Source organism: Flavobacteriales bacterium, assembly GCA_016704485.1.
In the GTDB taxonomy this organism is placed as follows: domain Bacteria; phylum Bacteroidota; class Bacteroidia; order Flavobacteriales_F; family PHOS-HE28; genus PHOS-HE28.
Map to the genome: position 1 here is coordinate 509,555 of JADJAA010000001.1, position 21,157 is coordinate 530,711.

Genomic DNA, 21,157 nt, shown 5'->3' on the forward strand with positions numbered 1-21,157 from the left:
GATCGTTCGTCCATTACTCCGCCAAAGTAAAGCGTAGACTGATACCCACGTTCGTATTGGCTGATGGGAAAGAGGTTGAGATCACGGGTTTGTTCACTACACGCTCGTAGAATGCTCTAATATTCAACCGCTGGCTCAAGGTGTAATCTATGGAGCATTTAATGCTTAGGATGTTCTGCCCGGCGGTGACGGTATTCTGCCGTTCCTCCATTTTCCGGATCACCGTAAAGTTATCGCGTAAGCTCAGATCCACACGTAAGTTCACATCACTCTTGGGGTCATTACCACCGATCTTGATCGGAAGCTTCACGTTCTTGAACCGATATCCGGTTCCGACCACATATTCCTTACCGCGAACCTCGGTGATCTGATAATTGGTCAAGCTCAAACTGAGGTTGCGATCGCGATTGTATTCGAATTTCAATAGCAAGCTGTTCTGCAATGTGGCGTCGAATCCGATCAACGGACGCATGACCTCTTGCACCGTGACCACCGAGATCTGCCGCTCCGGTATGAAATTTCCGGCAGCATCAACCTCTGCGCTACCAGGTACGAACAAGAGGTTGGTCTGGTAGTTCGCTATGCTGAAGTTGCTGCGGTAACTGTTCTTCATTGTCAATGTGCGGAACATTCTTCCGATCGCAGGGATCTTCGTCAATCCATCATAAGTGATGTCCCAATTCGGTGCAGGTGTTTGCTTGAATGGATTCAACTTCACATTGTCCGCACTACGTCCCGTATATGCTGCAAGGAAAGCGGGAATGACCACATCCTGGTTGGTCGATCCATAACCCGAATAGAATCCACTGTCCGGCTCCAATACCGAATTGACATTATTCACACCCAAACGGGCACTGATGATCGGCCTATTGTTCAATACGTCCTGGAATACTTGATTGACGAAATTCTCATTGTCCGCAGAAAATGCCGTGCGCCACGTAAGCATACTCACGCTGTAATTTCCGTACTCCCGCGGGCTGTCATTCACATAGGCCTGCTCCTGTGCATTCCAGCGGAAGAATGAGGATCTATTCTCGGCGATCGTACGGTTCGCACTGAGTTCAATACGGAAACCACGGAAGGGTTCCAATGAGAGTCTTGCGTTGATGGTCTCGGTACGTGTGTTCGTATATGGACTGAAGATCGAAGGCGTTTGTACAAGCCACCCTCTACTAGCTGCCGTTGTCGCGAAATCCCGTGCAACATTACCGTTCAGATCATGGTTCTGTTGCCCTGCAATGAACCCGAACCCAGGCGCACTGAAGTCATCCATTCCGAAGGCGTTGGTCCGTCGATCATAACCTGGAAGAAGTATACCCGAATTCTGACTGTACGTAACTGTTCCGTTCCGGATGACCATCAGTATCCGCGCCAATCCTTCAAGGGGATCGATCTTGATCGGCTCCTTATCCGGTATGGAATCCTTGTCCGTGGGTTTCGCAGCTGAAGACCGTGTTGTCTTTCCGCTTCTACCTCGACTTTTATCGTTGATCTTCTTCAGGAACTTGAACTTATTGTAGAGGTTCACGAAATTGAATTGTCCGTTCACGGCGATGTTCTGTGAGTTCTGGATCGTTGCGCCAAGTGTATCCTGTGTCAATGGCGCTCTGTCCCATTGGTACCCTGCGGTGTATGAAGTGTTGGCGGTCATCCAATCGGTCAACGGTAGTTTGTCCAATGGTAAGGTGTAGTTGGCACTGATGACATGATCGTAGCGCGTTACCTCTCCGAAATTGCCTACGCTACTCAACACACTGTCCTTCCATAGCGCGTATTCGTCCTTTATCTTACTGTTCACGCGCCCTGGTGTTTCACCGATGAAGGCAAGGTTGTTCGCATTGAAATCGACCTTGAGCGCTCGTGTCAATTCATACCTGAAACCATACTGACTTCCCCAATTGAAGTTCTTGTTGTACGTCGGTTTTGGTGCCAACGTCTCAATGTCCGGATTCGGCCTCACCAACCGTTCCAAATACATGCGATCGACCTGTGTACGTAAAGAGACCTGCTTGAATCCTAGGTTGACATTGAACTCTTTGATCGGCTTCAGCCATTTGCTTTTCCCTATGAACGACTTGAACGGTTCTATCGGACGTGGCTTCGGATTGTGAACATAACCCAAGGAGCCGCGATAGGTCCGCGTATTCTCGTAGGCCGTATTAACGTCGAAGTATTCTTGATCCGAATAGGAATAGCTCGCGTTCAGGTTCTCCACATCGTAGAAGTGTTCCGGCTTCCCTTGGCCACGTTCCTTGCGTACGTTCGTTAGGTTGATGCTTCGCCGTCGCGTATAGGTCCGTGATTGCTTCAACCGTTCCTTTCGTTCTTCACGCGTGAGTGTGCGCGTGGCATCATTGAACTCAATATCAGGATTAAGCGGATCGAACTGTGGCAGACTGACCTGTTCAGAGAACCCAACATAGAGCGGCACTTTGATCCCTGTGGATTCAGGAAGGAATTTTCCCATCTCCAAATTGGCGGAAACATCTACGCCATACTTCGTCTCGCGCTGACGCTCACTGACCCGCTTATCAATGCTGCCCCAGAACGGTGTGCTGTAGTTACCCGCAACGCTGATCGAACCAAGATCCGCCAACTGTGCATTCACGCGCGCAATTGCTGCTCCGCCTCCGCTTTGATCGAAATCGGTCAATCGCAATTCATTCACCCACACTTCCATGCACTGCGGTAATCCATCATCCGCGCGCCAAGGATTCTCCTCATCACCGTTCTTTTGTGGATTGCGAACACCGATCATGATCGTGCTCATCTGGCTCAGATTCGGGTTTCCCTTTACAAAGACCCTCCGGTCACCATCGTTTCCAGCATAGCGGATATTCCGCGCCACACCACCTTGATCGCGTTGGATCTTAAGGTCGTTCAATTTGGCGAATTCGATGATCATGTTGTTCTTCTCCGGCCATACACTGTATGGATCCCTGTTGTAGAATTCAGACGGCTCCAACGGGACCTCGTACTCATAATAATTCTGGTCATAATCGTTGCCGAAGCGAACAAAGACACTCGCATCACCGAACTCCAAAAGATCAGCGGGATCACTGGACTCAGCATGGATATACATCCGTAGTTTCTTGTAACTGCGGATATCGAACGAGACATTGCGGAAAGCAGCACGCGAATCACCATCGCGCAGGTTACATACTTTCAACTGAAGCGATTGCTCATTCAAGTTCCGCAAGTTGGCGCTGCTTACATCCACTTCCTTATTGATATCCGGAGGCAATACATAGTTGATCGGTGTGCGGTTACCGTTCTCTTCCACGTTAACAGCAGCAACTGTAAACGTCGTTGGATCAGGATCACCTCCAGGTGGGACCTCACCGGGTGCTTCCAAACTGAATTGATATTTGCGCCATTCCCCACGAATGAATTCCAACCGGGCGAAACGCAATGTCACAGGCTGTGCCCATCCCTTGACCGCTAAACGCATGAAGCGAATGCTCCGGAAATCCTGAATGCCATTCACAACTTCCACAGGCTGCCGCACCGGAACCTTGAACTGGTACCAATACACTTGTTTAGGTCCTTCGGGAGTGTTCGCTGTTGCCAGGATCCGGTCGGTAATGAAATTCTGACCGACCACCATATCCTGTGGACGCATGCTCACCTTGTAGTGAAAGTAACTCTCGCTCTCCGTTAGGTTCTGATCTTGGTTGATGTCTTCCGTAGAAGGTAGCGTGGTCTGTTGCGTTGGGTAATCCTCCGGAGAATCCTCATCCGTTACCGAGTTCCCTTCCGGTGCATTGAACCGCTTATAGCGTTGCAAAATATCTGCGCCACTATTGTCGTAGTCGTTTCCTCTGAAGAACCGATAGTCGTCATTGGAAGGGTCGTTCTGGATCTGGTTCCGTGCGCCTGTATTGGTAACCACCGTACCTATTGAGTTGATGTAACTCGAGAAGAATGTACTCTCGCTGCGTCCTGCCAGATCCAATTGAGTGCTTGCAAGCCCATCCAATCCGACGTCCTGGTATTTATTGCTGTTGCTCTCTACGATCGCAAACGCATTGACTACACTTTGCGTGGTCGGAACTACTCCCCATGCGGTCTCGTCGGTCTCCTGAGCAAGGTCCGTGAGGTTCTTCGGAAGACCATTCTCGAACGACTTACGGCCATCCCTCAGTACATCTTCGCTCAAGTTGCCCAGGTCGATATAGAGGTCACCACCGGTACTGTTCTGCGAATTCACGTTCGTGGCCGGTTCTCCTGCACTGTTGCTGGCGTTATAGAATGGGTCCATTACCCAGAACTGGATCGTCTCAATGTTGCTCGTCTCGAAATCGGTGGTGGTTATCCGGCGGGTAATGGCAGCCCAGTTCTCCTCCGGCTGGAACAACTCTCCATCCGCGGTCAAGTTCGTAGTGTAGTTATACGGTCCACGTTCGTCCGGATAATAACTGAGGTCCAACACCGGTATGTTCGCCGGTGTACCCGCTGGCAATTGCCTGTTGGGGAATACCTCCTGCTCCAATACCTGCCGCATTCTATTATCGCTTTGTATAGTGGAGTTGATATTCGGCGGTGTAAGGTTGTTGTTGCGGAAGAACAACGGATCGATCACATACCATGCGATCTGCGCCCTGCGGAATCCACTTGATGGATCATCGACGAGATCCCCGTTCAGAAAAACATCAGGCAGCCCTTGTGGAATTGCGCTGTGGAACCATAGGCTTTGTGTTCTGAGGTCAATGGTGCTAACGCTACCTTCGAAGTCATCGATATAACTGGTACCCGATGCTCCGATCGCCTTGCTATGACCGGGTAATAGATAGGCCCCTTCCACCGATGCTGAAATGCTGCTCTCTTCCTTCGTGGCATAGAACGGCAGCTTGTCCACTAAAGTGGTGATGAACTGCGACTTCGTGTTCCAATTCGCATCCAACCCGAAGACCGTGTTGCTGATCGGCTCATCACCAACGTTCACTTTCTGTGTCAATGGACGCTCATACAGGTTCATAACGGTACCGCCGATCGTTAAGTCCTTGTTTACCTTATAGTCCAAACGAGCACCCAACAAGGTCTTGGTCTGTATGCTGAACAACGAGTTGCTTTCCAATGCCACATCGACCGGCGTGCCACTTTCCAAAATACCTTGGTTCAGAATACGTACGCGACCCAAGTTGTAATCAACGGTATAGTCCTGGTTCTCCACCAAACGGACACCACCTGCTGTAACCGTAACGGAACCCTGTGGAATGTTCACACTGTTCAAACTGATCACATCACTACTGGCCGATCGATAGCTGCCTTTCAGTTTGAAGCGATTCAATGCCGGCAGGTTTCCTGCCGCTACCTTGGTACTGTCATACAACGGTTGGAATACGATCGTTTGCCTGATCTCTAAAGGTTGAATAGGAGCGTTGGGGTCGGGACCGATCAATTGCTTATCCAGATAACTTCCGAATGGTTCCAGCACAGGGAAATAGATCCGACCGTTCTGTGATTGGATCGTTCCACCTGTTGTAGCTGCGCCATCCACAAAATCAAACCACCCGTCCGGGTTGGGTGCGTTGTTCGGATCGAGCCGGTCCATACCTACCGCTTGTAGCAACGGGATCTGATCCAACGGTGCACGTGGAATATAATTGATGTCGACACCAGTGGTAGGGTTGTTGTAAATGAGATCCAATCGGAAATTGTCGCGGTTCACTTGGAAGGCGCCCAATGAATAAACGTTCTTCATCATCAGGTCCCATAGCGGAATGCGCGGGTTGGTGATCGTGGCTTTGAGCAACCTCAACATGAGGGCTTCCGGTGGGCTAATGCCATCGGTACTGAACTCACCTACCTGAAATGTCTGTCCTTGAAAGGTGTATTGATAAGCAACCGCCAATACTTCGTCATTATTGAGTGATTGGTTCAACGAAATGAAACCAAGGCGTTCGTTCATGTTGAACTCCGATGGCATGAGCAAACGGGCACTTTCAACTTTTTCGAAATGGCGTGCAGCAACAAGACCTAAGCCCTGTAATGCGGCAGAAGCATTCACGAAACTTCGGATACCGGCATTGCCACTCACGGTCGCGTAAAGAGAGTTCTGAGCGTTGCTCGCTTCAATTCCAGGACCATCCATGACCAGACCCGGTGGTAGATCAACACTGAACCGACCATTGTCCATCGATGCTTGGGTAGCATCTTCACCCAGATCGGTGAACGCTACGATATTCCTGTTCTGTTGAAAATCCTGCCGTGTATTGGTCACCCAGACTTCTATCCGCGTGATCTGCACCCCACTGTTAACAGTAGGCAAGGTCCGCATGGCCTGTTCATACTGCCCACGGAAATAATGGCTCAGGAAATAGTGCTTGTTGCCTTCATACTCATCGGCCTTGATATCGAAGTTCGTTGTCTGTGCTCCACCTTGTGTTTGCACACTGCGCCGTTGCCCTTTTTCCTGACTGAAGATACCTGTGGCAGTAAGTCGACCGAACCGCAGTTGCGCTTTCAACCCGAACAAACTCTGGCTGCCGGTGATCAATGTGCCTTGCAAAGGCAAGCTAACGTTACCCGCTTCGATCTTCTGGATGATCTCATCCTCATAACCGGTATAATCCAACTTCACCTGATTCTCGAAATCGAATGTGGCCTGCGTGTTATAGTTGGTATTTATCTTGAGCTTATCTCCAATATTACCCACCAGGTTGAGCTGGATACGCTGATCGAAATTGAACGTGGTTATCCTTCGCTGATTAACAGGGATACGAGGATTCTCTGTCTTGCTGATGTTGAGACCGAAGATGACCTCGGCAGATCCGCGTGGTTTTATGGAGATCGTATTACCACCGAAGATCCTGTCGAATGCCTTTCCCTTGATATTGATATTCGGCAACAAGGATTTCTGAGCACTTTCACTATCCTGTTCCACGCGGTCCAGCCAGTAATTGTCCATACTGCGTTCCATGTCGTAGTTCAAGTACTCTTCCAATGACATGCTCATTGGTGGTCTATAGTTGAAACCATCGCCGCCCCCGACCATGCTCCTTACAACGTATTGTCCGGTAATGGGATCGTAGACCACTTCTTCCGTAATGTTCTCCGGATCCTCCAAATTGATACCACCACCTGGAGGTTCTCCCGGTGCCAGTGGGTCCGATATCGGCCACGGCAACTCAACTTCCGGGGAGTCCACTTGGAGGACCATCACGGTCATGAAAAGATCGCGAGCATGCCCCTCTGAACTGAAGCAATACAGCACCAGGACCAGTAGCAATTTTGCTACTAATACCAACGTCCTATTGGCGGTTCTCCGCAAGTTCATCGTATTAACCAACACTCAAAGATTCTTCAGGGTAAGCTTGATCAATTCCTCAACTGTGGGCGTATCACCCTTTGTATTCTTGAGCACGGTCTGTAATGCACGTTCAGCTTTCATGCGGTCCAACCCTAAAGAGATCAGTGCCGATAACGCTTCGGTGTGCAAGGTATTGCCTCCGGATCGAACAACACCGCCGGTCGGCAACGCCACATTGGCCAATTTCCCTTGAAGCTCTTGGATGATACGCTGTGCTAATTTTGGTCCAATGCCCTTGATATGTTTGAATGCTGCCTCATTACCGGTAAGGATAGCAGTATGTATATCCGCCGCAGAAAGGCCACCAAGAATGGTCATGCCGATGGTCGCACTAACACCCTGGACATCGATCAATCGACGGAATAATTGACGTTCATCCCGATGTGCAAAACCGAACAACCGATGTTCACTGGATCCGGACCGAACATCCACTGAAACGGAATAATGGACATGAAGACGTTGCTTAACGCCTTTCTCCAAAGCAGCTAACGTGGATGCGGGCACATGAACGAGATAGCCAACGCCATGGCAGTCGATCACGACGTGATCCTGCGCTTTTTCCAATAGTTCACCGTTCAGGCTATCGATCATCCTGTCCCCACAAAAATTAAGTACCTATTACAGGGGGTAAAATTCGCCTTATGCGCTCGGTGTAAATTCCTTGGAAAGGGCACGAAAATAACGGAATGTATTGAATGGACGGAGCTAAAATTTAAATCCGGGGTTACATTAACTTGGCACCATGCACAAAAAACGGATCTCGGTGCTCAGTGGAGCGGGAATTAGTGCCGAGAGTGGGCTACGCACATTCCGTAATAGTGATGGACTCTGGGAGGAATACCGAATAGAGGATGTTGCAACACCACAGGCATTCGCAAAGGACCCTGCTTTGGTGCTTCGATTCTATGATGCACGACGCAAACAGGTGATCGCTGCGGAACCCAATGCGGCACACCTGTCCATTGCTCAACTGGAGAACGATTTCCACGTTGACATCATCACGCAGAACATCGATGACCTCCATGAGCGTGCCGGTAGTTCTCATGTACTTCATCTGCATGGCGAGATCCTTTTAGCACGGAGCAGTGTGGATACCAATTACATTGTTCCGATCGAAGGTGATTCTATTCCGTTCGGTGCTCTTTGCCCCATGGGATCCCAACTAAGACCACACATCGTCTGGTTCGGTGAGGAAGTGCCGATGATCCCGATCGCTGCTGAACTTGTGGAACAGGCCGATGTATTGGTCGTTATAGGAACCTCTCTGAACGTATACCCGGCGGCTGGGCTGATCCATTATGCATCACCGGCTTGCAAGGTCCACGTTATTGACCCCAATTCCGTATCCGTTCAACGACAAGGGGTTAGCTATAGGAACGAAAAAGCCAGCTTAGGCATGCCCAAGCTGGCTTCTGAATTAAAGGCTCTTTTGACGAACGGTCAGTGAGTTACCACGAACCGCTGACTGCGAAGCGAGGTTCCATTGCGCTCCAAGGTAGCAAAGTAGATCCCGGAAGAAAGGTCCGTGGTCGGTAGAACATACCTTCCTTGGGCTCCATTGATCCGTATTGTCTTCAGACGCTCACCAACCATGTTGTAGATAACAAGTGAAGTGTTCGTTACCGAACCATTAAGCTCGATCTTGAATGCAACATCGCTGCCCAAAGATGGGTTCGGAAAAACCTGCATGCTTCGAACCACCTCTGTTTCTTCATTTATTCCAACAATTCCGGACCGGAACTCAATATCGCACCAAACACTATCCGTAGGGTTGTTCACATCGAACCAGACGTAACGATACACATTGACTCCAACAATGTTACGGGGTTTGTGATACGCATGGAAATTGCTGGCACTAGAATCCGCCAGAACGGTAACTGCATGTTGTGGAAGTGACTCCCACACCGGACTAACACCAGCGTATCGTGCATTGTAACACACTCCCCAACAGAAATAATTCTCCGTTCCCATCTGTACATTCAACTCGTAACGCCGAACATTCAATGTCTTGTCCTCACCCGCTACGTGTACTTCAATATCCACTTCGAACACCGAGACCGAATCTATGACAGAAGGATCCACGGAACCTAAGTAGACCACAACTTCATTATTTACAATTGCTCCGGATCCATCGATCAAAGTCACCTGCGCGTTCATTTGTGCGGTGAAGAAAACGAGTAAGGAAAGCGTAAAGAGTTGTTTCATATTTTCAATTTTGTTGCTGATCCAATTCACTTGGGTGAACTCCATGCAAATGTACGGCTCAACTAATGCGGATCGTGAGGTTTTAACGCTTAGATAACATTCACTCGAACCGATAGGACTCCAAGCCTTTGTTCCTTCATGATGTTCTTAACTATGCTCCGGATATACTTTCGGACCCCCTCAGATCTACAACTCAATGTGATCGAGGACGATCACGCACCATCGATCTTTGGCGCAGTCTTTGCCATCTACCGAAAATATCGATCAACCCAGCACCCGGACCAACCCATGAAAAACATTCTTGCCGCAATTGCCCTTTTTACATTTTCCCTTACCGCCTTGGCACAAGGGAAAGTTCCTTCCGTAAACCTACAGGACCTAGCGGGGAAAAAAGTGGATACGAAGACCTTCAGTAATGATGGCAAGCCAATGATCATCAATTTCTGGGCTACGTGGTGTGCGCCCTGCAAACGTGAATTGGCGGCGATCGCTGAAGTATACGATGATTGGCAAGCGGAGACCGGCGTTAAACTGATCGCTATTTCCATTGATGATGCCCGAAGCATGGCACGCGTTGCGCCCTATATCAACGGCCAGGCATGGGAATACGAGGTTTATCTGGACCCCAACGGTGATTTCAAACGTGCATTGAACGTGAATAATATTCCACATACCTTTCTTGTTGACGGTAGCGGAAACATTGTTTACCAGCACAATAACTATGAGCCGGGCGACGAAAATGAATTGTACAGTAAGGTGCTCGAAATGAAAGGCAAGAAATAGATCCACCTGCCTTCGAGCAAATTACGCTCACCATTATTGAAAAAGTCCGGCTCCATTTTTTGGACCGGACTTTTTTTGTTTTACAGTAGAACCGACATGTTCTGTTCCGTATTCGGTGTTCAACGTTCCATTATATCATCGAACAATGGTCCTGAGGTCCTTGTTGCGGTCCAAGTTTGATGCGCGATAGGGTTCAAAAATATTCCGTTGAACGAAAGGAATTCTCGTTCTTGCAGCGTGTAACCGAATTTCTACGGGCCATACCTTTACCGCAACCAACAAGAACGTTTAGAGAATTCCTATGAAGCCTTGCCATTATCGCTTTTTCCGTTCACTGACCCTCTTCGCTGTTCTAATTTGTTCGGTAACCGTTCATGCACAGGACCGGACCCAGATCCACGGAAATTTCAGTACGGATGTACAGTACTACAATGTGGATAGCGCTATTGGCGCCATTGTTCCACCGCAACGATTAGGGAACAATGCATGGGGCAACATCATTGCAACGCATGGCAATTTTGAAGTAGGGGCGCGGTTCGAGAGCTATAACCCTTCACTTGCCGGTTACCCAGCAGGACAGGCCTACAAGGGTTCCGGACTTGGTTATCGGTATGCCAAGTTCACGGTGAGCGATCTGGAGGTCACCGTTGGTAACTTCTTTGAGCAATTCGGGCAAGGACTTATCTTCAGAAGTTATGAGGAACGCTACCTCGGCGTGGATAATGCAATGGATGGCGTGCGCTTGAAGTACCATCCGTTTCGCGGGGTATACCTTAAAGGCTTTGTAGGCGGGCAGCGCGCGGCATTCGATAACGGGTTCACCAAGGGACCAGGTGTTGTGCGTGGTTTAGACGCGGAATTCAGCATTGCGGAACTGCTTGATAGCGCATGGCATGCGAAGGGCAATCTGATCATTGGTGGCAGCTTCGTAAGCAAGTATCAAGAGGATCGGGATCCGCTTCTGGTGCTACCGGAGAACGTGGCATCCTATGCTGTTCGCTTGAACTATACTCGCCCGAAATGGAACTTCTACACCGAATACGCTTATAAGTTCAACGACCCGAACGGCAAGAACGATTTCATCTACAAACCCGGACAGGCGCTTATGGCGAATGCCACCTACAGCGTCAAAGGTCTAGGCATTAGCGCAGGTGCGCATTACTTTGATAATATGTTCTACCAAAGCGACCGAAGCGCACCGACCCCTTTCGATCTGAACATCAATTTCCTGCCGCCACTTACCAAACAGCACACCTATAACCTGCCGGCCACGCTTTATCCTTATGCAACCCAGCCAAATGGTGAAGTTTCTGCACAAGGTGAAGTGTTCTATATGATCAAGAAAGGAAGTAAATTAGGTGGGAAATATGGAACCAAGCTGGCCGTTAATTACTCGGTAGCATATGGTATCGATACCGTGCATTTGGGCTTGGCGGATGATACGACCCGTCATTTCGGGTACAGTGCCAATTTCTTCTCGCCCAGCAAGCGAATGTATTTCCAGGACTTCAACATAGAATTACGCAAGAAGCTCAGTTCCACATGGACGTTGGCCCTTACCTGGTTGAACATTACGTATGATATCGACATTATTCAGGGCAAGCCCGGAAAACAGAAGGTGTACACGGACATATTCGTGTTAGAGGGATTGCATAATTTCAGTAAGCGGACCTCACTCCGCTTTGAGTTGCAACACTTAAGTAGCAAACAGGATCAGGGTAATTGGGCAACCGCTTTAGCTGAGCTCACCTTTAGCCCACACTGGTTCATTGCGGTCATGGACCAATACAATTATGTTACGACCAGCGAAACTTTCCTGAAAGATGGCAAGACCGAAGTTGAACCGGAACGTATTCACTATCCGATCGGCTCAGTTGGTTATATCCGCGGAGGAAATCGCTTTCAAATGAACTACGGACGGCAACGTGCTGGTATCTTCTGTGTTGGCGGTGTTTGCCGACAAGTACCCGCCGCAAACGGCCTAACACTATCTGTTACAAGTACCTTCTGATCGCCATGAGAACATTCCAACTACTTACAGCGCTTACCGTGTCCTTAGCTTTTACAGCATGTGATATCGTTGACGAACCCATACCTCCAGGGACTGCCGGTGTCGGTGGACCGGATACCTCTGGCACCGTTACGCGCCGTGTGCTTCTGGAAGACTATACGGGGCATACCTGCAACAACTGCCCTGGCGCTGCAGCAGTTGCTCAGGCGCTGCATGATATCTATCAGGATGAACTGATCCTTGTAGGTGTTCATGTCAATAATTTTGCCGCTCCACATTTTCCTCCACAAACTTCTTATCTCACCGATTTCCGCACCCCGGCAGGTAACGCCTATTCGCTGCAATTCGATGTGGCATTTCAGCCCGCCGGCTTGATCAGTCGCAAGGAGTTCGGGAATTTTCTGTTACAAAGTGAAGGAGCTTGGTCCTCTGATGTTGCTGAGATCATTGGGGAACCGGCAGACATGGATGTTCAATTCGCTGACTTCAGCTTCAACGCAGCAACGAATACGGTGGAGACCACAATAAAGACCATAGTGCTGAACCCGGTGAACGGCGACCATTTCCTTACGGTCTTCTTGACCGAGGACCATGTCATCGATTGGCAAACGGACAGTGATGTCTCACCTCCGGATGTACCTGACTACGATCATCGCCATGTGCTTCGCGATAACCTGAATGGTACGTGGGGTGAAGGAGTGATCAGCGGTAGTGCCCTTGCTGGCGACACGATCACGCGCACCTATACATACCAGCTATCCTCAAATGTACTTGAGCCGAATAATTGTGCATTGGTTGCATTCGTATCCCGCACGGATAACTACGAGGTGATGCAGGTTGCAGAGAAGAAATTCATGGAGTAATTCCGACCCGTATTGCCTGATGTGGAGGGTCACCTATTGATCCCTTCATGGTCGAGAACGAGTCAGACCGACATCGGTCCGGGGTCATACTTTGAGCCGTTCAGGCTGTTATGGTCTCATTTATTTCAACAGGCATACTGATCGGCGCAAACCGTCGTTATGCACTGTCCGGCACAGAAGTCGGATGTTGAAAAATTTTGTGAAAAATTATAGATCTCTCTACTCCTCGTATTGTACCTTCATGATCGCTAATTAAGAACGTGATGATGGACCAAGGCAGAAAGATGATGGATCTCAGTAAGCAGATCCTAGAAAAGGTTAGCTTCGACAGACGTTTATTCCGAAAGGAATTGATCAAAGCGCGGCGCTGGGTCAATAAACACGATGATATTGTACTTAAGGCTTGGTGTCTTGCAACATTCGGCCACATGTACAAGGATGTGATCCTGGAAGTTTTCCAGACCACGATGCGCACCTGATCGGCTCATAAAGTTTTCGAACGCCTACTTCTTATTGATCAGAAAGTCCAAATTGCGCCGCAACCCGTTGAACTTCGTGCGTTTTACCGGACTACCTTCAAAGAGTCGATCGAAAACGACCTCGGTCATGCCGTGCCATTCATCGGCACTCATGGCCATTAGTTCTGGCTTGGGTGTGAACTGAGGCTCTTTGTGGGGCGTACTGAACCGGTTCCATGGGCATACCTGTTGGCAAATATCGCAGCCGAAAACCCTGTTCTCCATTTTCCCCGCGAATTCGGTCGGGATAGCGTCCTTCAGCTCGATCGTCAGGTAGCTGATACAACGTGAACCATCCACTCCGTAGGGTGTGATCGCATCGGTTGGGCAAGCATCAATGCAGCGTGTGCATGTGCCACAATGGTCCGTTACAGGTGCATCCGGAGCCAGGTCCAGATCGACGATGATCTCACACAAGAAAAAGTACGACCCTACCCCTTGCCGGATCACGTTCGTGTGTTTGCCTACCCAACCTAATCCGGAGCGCTTTGCCCACGCTTTCTCCAGCACTGGCGCACTATCCACGAATGAGCGCATGGCCACATCGCCGAATTGTAGCTTGATGTATTCCATCAAGGGCTTCAACCGTTGTTTCACGACTTTGTGGTAATCGCGTCCGAAGGCGTAGGTGCTCAGTTTTGGGACTTCGGGGTCTTCTTGCTTCAATGGTGTATGGTAGTTGTATGCTAAGCTGATCACGCTCTTAGCTCCAGGAACGATCAAACGTGGGTCCAACCGCATGTCGAAGTGGTTGGCCATGTAATCCATGTTGCCGTGTTTTCCTTGGCGCAGCCATTGCTCTAAACGCGGGGCTTCATCCTCCAAGAACTCGGCTCGCGAAATGCCACAGGCCAAAAAGCCAAGCTCTTCCGCTTTGGCCTTGATCGATCTGGCATGTACGGTGGTGTCAGGCATTCGGCCAAGGTATGTTCCCAGGTGATCCCGAACATTACGCCGTGCGCCGAAGATCTGATCAAAAAAATATGGACGTACTAAAGCACTTCAATTCAGAAATACCGTCTCGCATTGCGAGATAGCCTGAATTACACGCTCTCCATGCGCATGCTCCATTGCGAATAGGCTTTATGCTAGCGGCAGTTCAACGATCACCGTAGTGCCTTTGCCTGGTCTGGAATCAACGGATACGGTGCCACCCATGCTGGCGGCTCGTTCGCGTATGCTGCGCATGCCCATGCCAGAGGACGGTTTATCGGTATCGAAACCCTTTCCGTTGTCCGTAACTACGATATTCAACGCCGTGTCGGTGCGTGTAATGGTCATGCTGATCTCTGAGGCCTTGGCATGTTTCATACAATTACCCACTAGCTCCTGCAACACTCGGAAAGCCGCGATCTCCATGGCCCGGGGCAATCCCTTTTCAAGGCCGAACATGACCAGTTCCACATCGAATTCACCTTTTACCTCGATCGCATTACGCAGATCGGTCAAGGCCCCGCGTAAACCGAATTCCGTTAGCGCACCGGAAAGCATATCGTGGCTCACTTGCCTCACTTCGCCCACGGCATGATCCAATAGGTCATGGACTTTTTGGTATTGCTGCTGTTGTTCGCCTTGCATCAACGACAACCGGTTCTCCAGCGCACCGAACTGCAATTTGATCGCACTGAGCATGGATCCTAATCGATCATGGAGGTCCTTAGCGATCCGCTGCCTTTCCTTTTCCTGCCCCTCCATCATGGCATTCAGGGCACCGATCTCCTGCTCCTTCAATAATTCGTGGATCCGTTGGTCGTGCATCACTTTCTCTTGTTGCGCCAACCGTTTCCGGTGCATTATGTTGCGGTAGAACAAGGCCAGAATGACCACCAGCGCGGCGCAAACACCGAGCAGAATATCACGTTGTAGACCCTTCCTTCGTTTCACCTCGCGCTCTTTTTCCAATTCTACTTTTTGCATGGCGATGGTGCGTTCCTTGCGCTCCGTACCGTGCATCACTTCCAACTCGCTCATGTTACGGCTGAAAAGAATGGCCCTCAAGGAATCTTGAAGCAAGCTGTATCGTGCAACGTTCAAATAAGCCTCTTTGGGGTTCTCCAATTCGAAATACCATTTGCCCAATCGCGAACGCACTTGCTTTTCCAACTCGGCCAAGCCCATGCGCTTAGCGGAGGCCCCTGCCTTTTCCAACATGACCACTGCTTCTTTTTTCCGTCCAGAACTCCACAAGGACTTGCTCCACATCTGGTGGACCTTGGCGATGCCTGCGGAATCACCTAAGACCTGTTTCTGGAAAATTGCGTCCCGATACAGCCGATCAGCTTCTTTCACATGGCCTATTGCAGAATGGGCCGATGCGGAAAAGGTGAGCAGGTCAGTTGCTAAGTACGCATTGGTCTTTTTCATAGTGTGATACGCCGAGTCGTAGATCGCAATGGCTTCCTGGTATCTATCGGTCATATAGGCCACCGCACCCAAGTTCGAATAGGCACTATTCGCCAACCGGGAATAACCCAGAACTGCTGCCTCGCGGGAACATTGCAGGTACGCATTCCAAGCTTCATCCATCCGGTCCTGATCATAGAAAATATTCGCCTGATCGTTCTGTGCCATCAAGCGGCCATACACATATCCGATGCTATCTGCCAGTTTTTCCGCTTGAAGCAGGTCTGCCAAGGCCATGTCATAATTCAAGGCCATGCGTTGTATCTCCCCTCGAACGATCAACAGATCAACATACTCCGGCAGGTAAACAGTGGTATCAAGCAATGCCAAGGATCTTTCTATGGCCAGAAACGCTTTCGCATTGTTCTTCAACTTTTTGAAGACCATGGCCTGAACCAGGAAGCCCACGGATCGAAGTTGGCTTTCACCGGTCGGCAATGTGTGTTCCAACGAATCCAGTATGATCAGTGCACGTACCATGCTATCCGCTCGATAGTGGGCCGTACCTAAACACAGTAGACCCAACCGCCTATCCGCTACTTCCTTGGAGCCATTCAGCTTCCTGGATAGCACAAAGAATTCATCCGGTCCTTCATTATTGAATGCCTTCCTGAATGCGGCGTATGATGCGCTCTGCTCAACAGCATAAACCTGATAATGTAAACCAAAAACAATGGTGAACAGGACGAAAACATAGATCGATCGCATGGTTCAAGGTCGATGACCAGCATCGGGTTCTACATCCTTATTGAACTTGATCAGATCCACGTTCAACTTCTTCATTCTGTTCTCCAGCCGAACAATGTGACGCTTGATATGAACTGGAATAGCGGGCGACATGGTGCAAGCTTCCGGGTGTCGCAAACAGATCTCCTCTCCCAGTTCGATCGCCGATAATCTAGCTTGAGATAGGAGCTTTCCATGAGATTCGATCCGTTCCATAAGTTCATCCATTACGAATACGGACGTCTCCTCTTCGGCAGGCGGAGGATCCTCCTCGCCGCAGTCAGGATCGCAGATCGGAGACTCCACCGCGCCCACAATTGAGAATGATGGCGACCAACACCCTTCAGTGCGTTCGCCCAGATACCGAGATACGGTCTCTCCAAGATCCGTTACCACTTCAGGTTCCAGTATTTCGCGGATCAACCCGCTACGGCATGCCAATGCCGGATAATCCCAACAAATCTCATCACCGTTCACACAGGCCAGCTCAGCAACTTCCGAGGGATAGACCCGGTGATAATACGCATCCATTTGCAATTGAACTGCATCGATCACCGGCCCGATAGCAGCACCCGGATACACTAACCTCAATCCCTCATCGCTTGCCCATGCGTCGGCCTGTACCTCACAAGCTGCGGCCTTTCCTACTTCCTTTTCGCCGAAGACATGGCCTAATTCGTGCAGGACCATAAAGACCATGAATTCTTCGCGTACCGCTGGATCCCGATAAAAAGTGGATGGGATATAGATAGTAGCTAAGGGTCCTGATGCTTCTGTGCCAACGAGATCCGGAATACCACCGATCTGTGGAAGACGCGACGTACACCCTGCGCTGATCGAAACGCCAGTAATGCTGAGCGCTTTCAATGCATCATGGCTGAAGAGTTCGCTGCATACCACTTTTTCTACAGCTGCGGCAAGTTCCAAGTCCGCAGGACAAGTATCGGGGATCTCCAGGACCGCACCTGCACAGGTTTCCGATCCAAGTACTGGACCGTTCTCCGAATTTTCGTAGTCCAAGGAGTGTGCGAAAGGCATAGCATATACCGGCTTCCCATCCCGTTCCTTGGCGAAATCACGGAGCTGCCGATCCTGTTGCATTGCACGTGCCTTCCGTAATTGTTCGATCTCTGCGGGTGTTTGATCCTTCAACTCCAAGCAAGGGCAGTAACACGCTCCTTGCGTTTCTGTGTACCAGACAATACCCTCCTTCGGGATCAAACTGGCGCACAGCTTATCCGTTCGTGGTCGCAAGTTGGCTTCGTTCGAGCATTTGCGCGGTTGCGGACTCAAAGTTTGTCCGTGTACTGAACTTGCCAGCAGACCCGCGATCAAGAGAACCCAAGGATGTGGCAACGGGTGACACGACTTGATCGCTTTCAAGTTGTGCATTGCTCAAAGTTTCACTTTGCGTGTCTTTTTAACCACTTGGACCACCTGGATCTTGATGATCTTGTCCGAGCCCGGGCCTCCTCCGTGCGAGTCCGCTACTGTTGGCTTTTCTTCTTCAAGGACGCGACCCGCCTCATCCACTACCTGTACTGTGATCACTCGTGGCCCTTTGCCCGTGTAAATAAGCCCCAAGCGCCAAGTGTCCTGTTCTTCCTGTGTACCTCCAAGTACGTACTTCAGCTTCCGTGTATTCATATCCCCTGTAGCGGTAAGGTCATCGGCCAATAGATAATTCTTATCACGCGTAACGATCGCGGTGTATTCCATGCCGACTTTCTTCGGTGTAATGGTCTTTATATTCCAGGTCATTTTCGTTTTGGTTTTAGTTGATCTCCGTTTGTTGACATGCCATTGCCCCAGCCCCGTTCCATGGCGTACTTGACCATGCCTGCGGTGTTGTGGATATCGAGTTTGTGCATGATGTTCTTTCGGTGAGTTTCCACGGTCTGCTGACTGATGAACAGGTCTTCCGCGATCTCTGAACTGGAACGGCCAGCACATACGCGCAACAGGACCTCTTTCTCCCGTTTGGAAAGCGATACGTAGCTTATTTCGCCAGTGCGGTCCTTGTACTGGTCCACTTGTTCCAGCATTTGTTCCACGTCCTTGGCCAGATACCGGTAGCCGTCGTGAACGGACTGGATCGCCACCATCAATTCATCTTTACCAACATTCTTCAATACGTAGCCACTTGCGCCAGCGGCCAACAATTCGTTCACGAACTCCTTGTTATTGTACATGCTCAAAATGAGCACTTTGCTGTTCTTACAACATTTCAATAAAGCACGTGTGGCTTCGATCCCGTCCATTTCCGGCATACTGATGTCCATCAACACGACATCCGGATGCAGTTCCTTGCTCTTCTCCACGGCTTCTATCCCATTCGCAGCACGCCCGACAACATTGATATGCGGATGATGTTCCAACAAGGATTCCAAGCCATCCAGAATGATGGATTGATCATCAACGAGGAGCATGGAGATAGTTTCCATTGGTCGGGTAGAACAAATGTAGACGGAAGACCTCGCTCCCAAAATACCCGGAAGTAGGTATAGTTCTGGATCCCGACCCGTAGATGAATTGCGGGCTGATCCAGCCGATCACAAGGCGAAAGGCTCGGCAACACTAGGGAATTCGGAAATTTCTACTCGAACAAACTACCCGACTTCGCAACTGGCGCTTTACCCAAATGCTTGTATGCTCGCTCCGTTGCGAGCCTGCCACGCGGCGTGCGCATTAGATAGCCCTCCATGATCAAGAATGGTTCGTATACCTCCTCGATCGTTCCTGCTTCCTCCCCAACAGCCGTGGCCACGGTATTCAAGCCTACCGGTCCACCTGAGAATTTATCGATGATCGCGAGCAGAATGCGGTTATCCATTTCATCCAAGCCGTGCGCATCCACGTTCAAGGCCTTCAATGCGAATTGTGCGATCTTCAGATCAATGGTTCCATCGCCTTGGATCTGGGCGAAATCACGAACGCGACGCAACAATGCATTCGCAATACGCGGTGTTCCGCGACTTCTATGCGCGATCTCATCGGCGGCTGCATCCACAATTGGCACGTTCAACAAACCGGCACTACGTTTAATGATCCCCTTCAGTGTGGTCGAATCATAATAATCCAACCGGCTATTTATTCCGAAGCGAGCACGCAATGGCGCCGTGAGCAGGCCGCTACGTGTTGTTGCTCCTACTAACGTGAACGGATTCAACGCGATCTGAACAGTACGTGCATTGGGGCCAGCATCGATGACCAGATCAATGCGATAATCCTCCATCGCGCTGTAGAGATACTCCTCGATCACCGGTGTGAGACGGTGGATCTCATCGATGAACAGCACATCATGCGGTTCCAGGTTCGTGAGCAACCCTGCGAGGTCCGCTGGTTTATCCAGAACGGGTCCGCTGGTCACGCGGAAGCCAACGCCCATTTCTTGCGCTATGATGTTGGCCAACGTGGTCTTACCCAATCCAGGTGGCCCATGCAATAACACGTGATCCAATGCTTCGTCGCGCTGTTTGGCGGCCTGTACAAAGATCTTCAGATTGTCCGTAACGGCTTTCTGGCCTGCGAATTCGCCGAATTGTCGAGGACGCAGGGTTTGCTCCAGCTCCTTATCAGAACTGGCGCGTTGTTCATCGCGTACGTCGAAACCGTCGGACATGGGGCGAAGGTAATACGGTGTTCATTTGATCGTTCGTGCTGTGTGAAATGGGATCATTCAGCGCTTTGAATTGAGCGCCAGATATCTCCGAAGTAAACCTTCAATCCGAACATATAGACAGGAGCGGTGATCTGTTCGTCCAAGCTATCATGTGTCCGGATTGCTAGTCGGAATCCGATGCCGCCTCCTATGGCAAAATACTTCAGGAATTTGTAGTGTACGGTCATTGCGGGTTCATAAATGATAAGCCCTGTTCTGAGCAATTTCCGTTTACGACCATCCGTTTCCTTGTAGATCACCGACCCGGATCCAAAACCTAACTGCACCGGAATACGCACGTCCCAGTTGCGACGTTGATAGAATGCATAATCAACGTATCCCGCTATGTATCCTATGCGCAGCCGCGTGTCGATCAAGCCTTGTCCTGGCACTTCTCTTAGCTGCTGAACAGGTGTGAACAGGAAACTGTAACCAACGCCATATTGGAACCTATGAGCATATTCGTAGCCAATCTTGAACCCAACAATGCGCACGTTCCGGTTACTGATGAAGGAACCACGTATATCAGCCTTTACCACAATCCGCGGTTCCTCTTTCAGGAAAAGCCCGATGCTATCCAACAACTGCGCCTTGATGTTCGGAGCACTAGCAAGGACCAGAATAGCGATGATGTAGCGCATAAATGCAAAATGTCCGCACCCAAAGGTGCGGACA

Annotated in this window: 15 protein-coding genes; 5 read left to right on the forward strand and 10 right to left on the reverse strand. The window is 50.0% G+C overall.

Translation table 11 applies throughout. The features are described 5' to 3' along the window. Window positions 1-13: 13 nt before the first annotated feature. Together sprA and ruvA are read right to left on the reverse strand one after the other, a co-directional pair. Window positions 14-7,273 (reverse strand): cell surface protein SprA, encoded by a 7,260-nt coding sequence (gene sprA / locus IPF95_02285; protein ID MBK6473521.1) that lies wholly within the window; start codon window positions 7,271-7,273, stop codon window positions 14-16. Between the two features lie 21 nt (window positions 7,274-7,294). Further along, entirely contained in the window at window positions 7,295-7,903 is a 609-nt protein-coding gene (gene ruvA, locus IPF95_02290) for a Holliday junction branch migration protein RuvA (protein MBK6473522.1), read from the reverse strand. Window positions 7,904-8,054: 151 nt separating this feature from the next. Here ruvA and IPF95_02295 point away from each other — a divergent pair, with 151 nt between their 5' ends. After that, complete coding sequence (locus IPF95_02295; protein ID MBK6473523.1) at window positions 8,055-8,759, forward strand: NAD-dependent deacylase; 705 nt, start codon at window positions 8,055-8,057, stop codon at window positions 8,757-8,759. Here IPF95_02295 and IPF95_02300 read toward each other — a convergent pair. After that, a complete protein-coding gene (locus tag IPF95_02300) occupies window positions 8,753-9,517 on the reverse strand; it encodes a T9SS type A sorting domain-containing protein (GenBank protein ID MBK6473524.1) in 765 nt (254 codons plus the stop codon). The genes IPF95_02295 and IPF95_02300 overlap by 7 nt on opposite strands. A gap of 288 nt (window positions 9,518-9,805) precedes the next feature. On the opposite strand from IPF95_02300, the gene IPF95_02305 reads away from it, so the two are divergent. The 4 genes from IPF95_02305 to IPF95_02320 all read left to right on the forward strand — a co-directional run bounded on the left by IPF95_02305 (window position 9,806) and on the right by IPF95_02320 (window position 13,653). Further along, a complete protein-coding gene (locus tag IPF95_02305; GenBank protein MBK6473525.1) occupies window positions 9,806-10,300 on the forward strand; it encodes a TlpA family protein disulfide reductase in 495 nt (164 codons plus the stop codon). Between the two features lie 301 nt (window positions 10,301-10,601). Beyond that, window positions 10,602-12,311, forward strand: coding sequence for a hypothetical protein (locus IPF95_02310; protein ID MBK6473526.1), 1,710 nt, complete (start codon window positions 10,602-10,604; stop codon window positions 12,309-12,311). Between the two features lie 5 nt (window positions 12,312-12,316). Beyond that, window positions 12,317-13,174, forward strand: a complete 858-nt coding sequence (locus IPF95_02315; protein ID MBK6473527.1) for an Omp28-related outer membrane protein — start codon at window positions 12,317-12,319, stop codon at window positions 13,172-13,174. Between the two features lie 284 nt (window positions 13,175-13,458). Next, the gene (locus IPF95_02320; GenBank protein MBK6473528.1) at window positions 13,459-13,653 is read left to right on the forward strand and encodes a hypothetical protein; all 195 of its coding nucleotides are present in this window, start codon (window positions 13,459-13,461) and stop codon (window positions 13,651-13,653) included. Window positions 13,654-13,677: 24 nt separating this feature from the next. Here IPF95_02320 and queG read toward each other — a convergent pair whose 3' ends face one another. The 7 genes from queG to IPF95_02355 form a co-directional block, all read right to left on the reverse strand. Then, window positions 13,678-14,607: a tRNA epoxyqueuosine(34) reductase QueG gene (queG, locus tag IPF95_02325; protein MBK6473529.1), complete on the reverse strand. Its 930-nt coding sequence runs from the start codon at window positions 14,605-14,607 to the stop codon at window positions 13,678-13,680. Between the two features lie 168 nt (window positions 14,608-14,775). Further along, complete coding sequence (locus IPF95_02330; GenBank protein MBK6473530.1) at window positions 14,776-16,803, reverse strand: sensor histidine kinase; 2,028 nt, start codon at window positions 16,801-16,803, stop codon at window positions 14,776-14,778. A 3-nt stretch (window positions 16,804-16,806) separates the two neighbouring features. Continuing rightward, on the reverse strand, window positions 16,807-18,213 hold the full coding sequence (locus tag IPF95_02335; protein MBK6473531.1) for a hypothetical protein: 1,407 nt from the start codon (window positions 18,211-18,213) through the stop codon (window positions 16,807-16,809). Between the two features lie 3 nt (window positions 18,214-18,216). Next, window positions 18,217-18,582 carry a hypothetical protein gene (locus tag IPF95_02340; GenBank protein MBK6473532.1) on the reverse strand — a complete coding sequence of 122 codons (366 nt, stop codon included), beginning with the start codon at window positions 18,580-18,582 and terminating at the stop codon, window positions 18,217-18,219. Continuing rightward, window positions 18,579-19,265 carry a response regulator transcription factor gene (locus IPF95_02345; GenBank protein MBK6473533.1) on the reverse strand — a complete coding sequence of 229 codons (687 nt, stop codon included), beginning with the start codon at window positions 19,263-19,265 and terminating at the stop codon, window positions 18,579-18,581. The genes IPF95_02340 and IPF95_02345 overlap by 4 nt, the downstream gene beginning before the upstream one ends. 152 nt (window positions 19,266-19,417) lie before the next feature. Continuing rightward, window positions 19,418-20,443 (reverse strand): Holliday junction branch migration DNA helicase RuvB, encoded by a 1,026-nt coding sequence (gene ruvB / locus IPF95_02350; protein ID MBK6473534.1) that lies wholly within the window; start codon window positions 20,441-20,443, stop codon window positions 19,418-19,420. A 53-nt stretch (window positions 20,444-20,496) separates the two neighbouring features. Continuing rightward, a complete protein-coding gene (locus tag IPF95_02355) occupies window positions 20,497-21,123 on the reverse strand; it encodes a hypothetical protein (protein ID MBK6473535.1) in 627 nt (208 codons plus the stop codon). Between the last annotated feature and the right edge of the window lie 34 nt (window positions 21,124-21,157).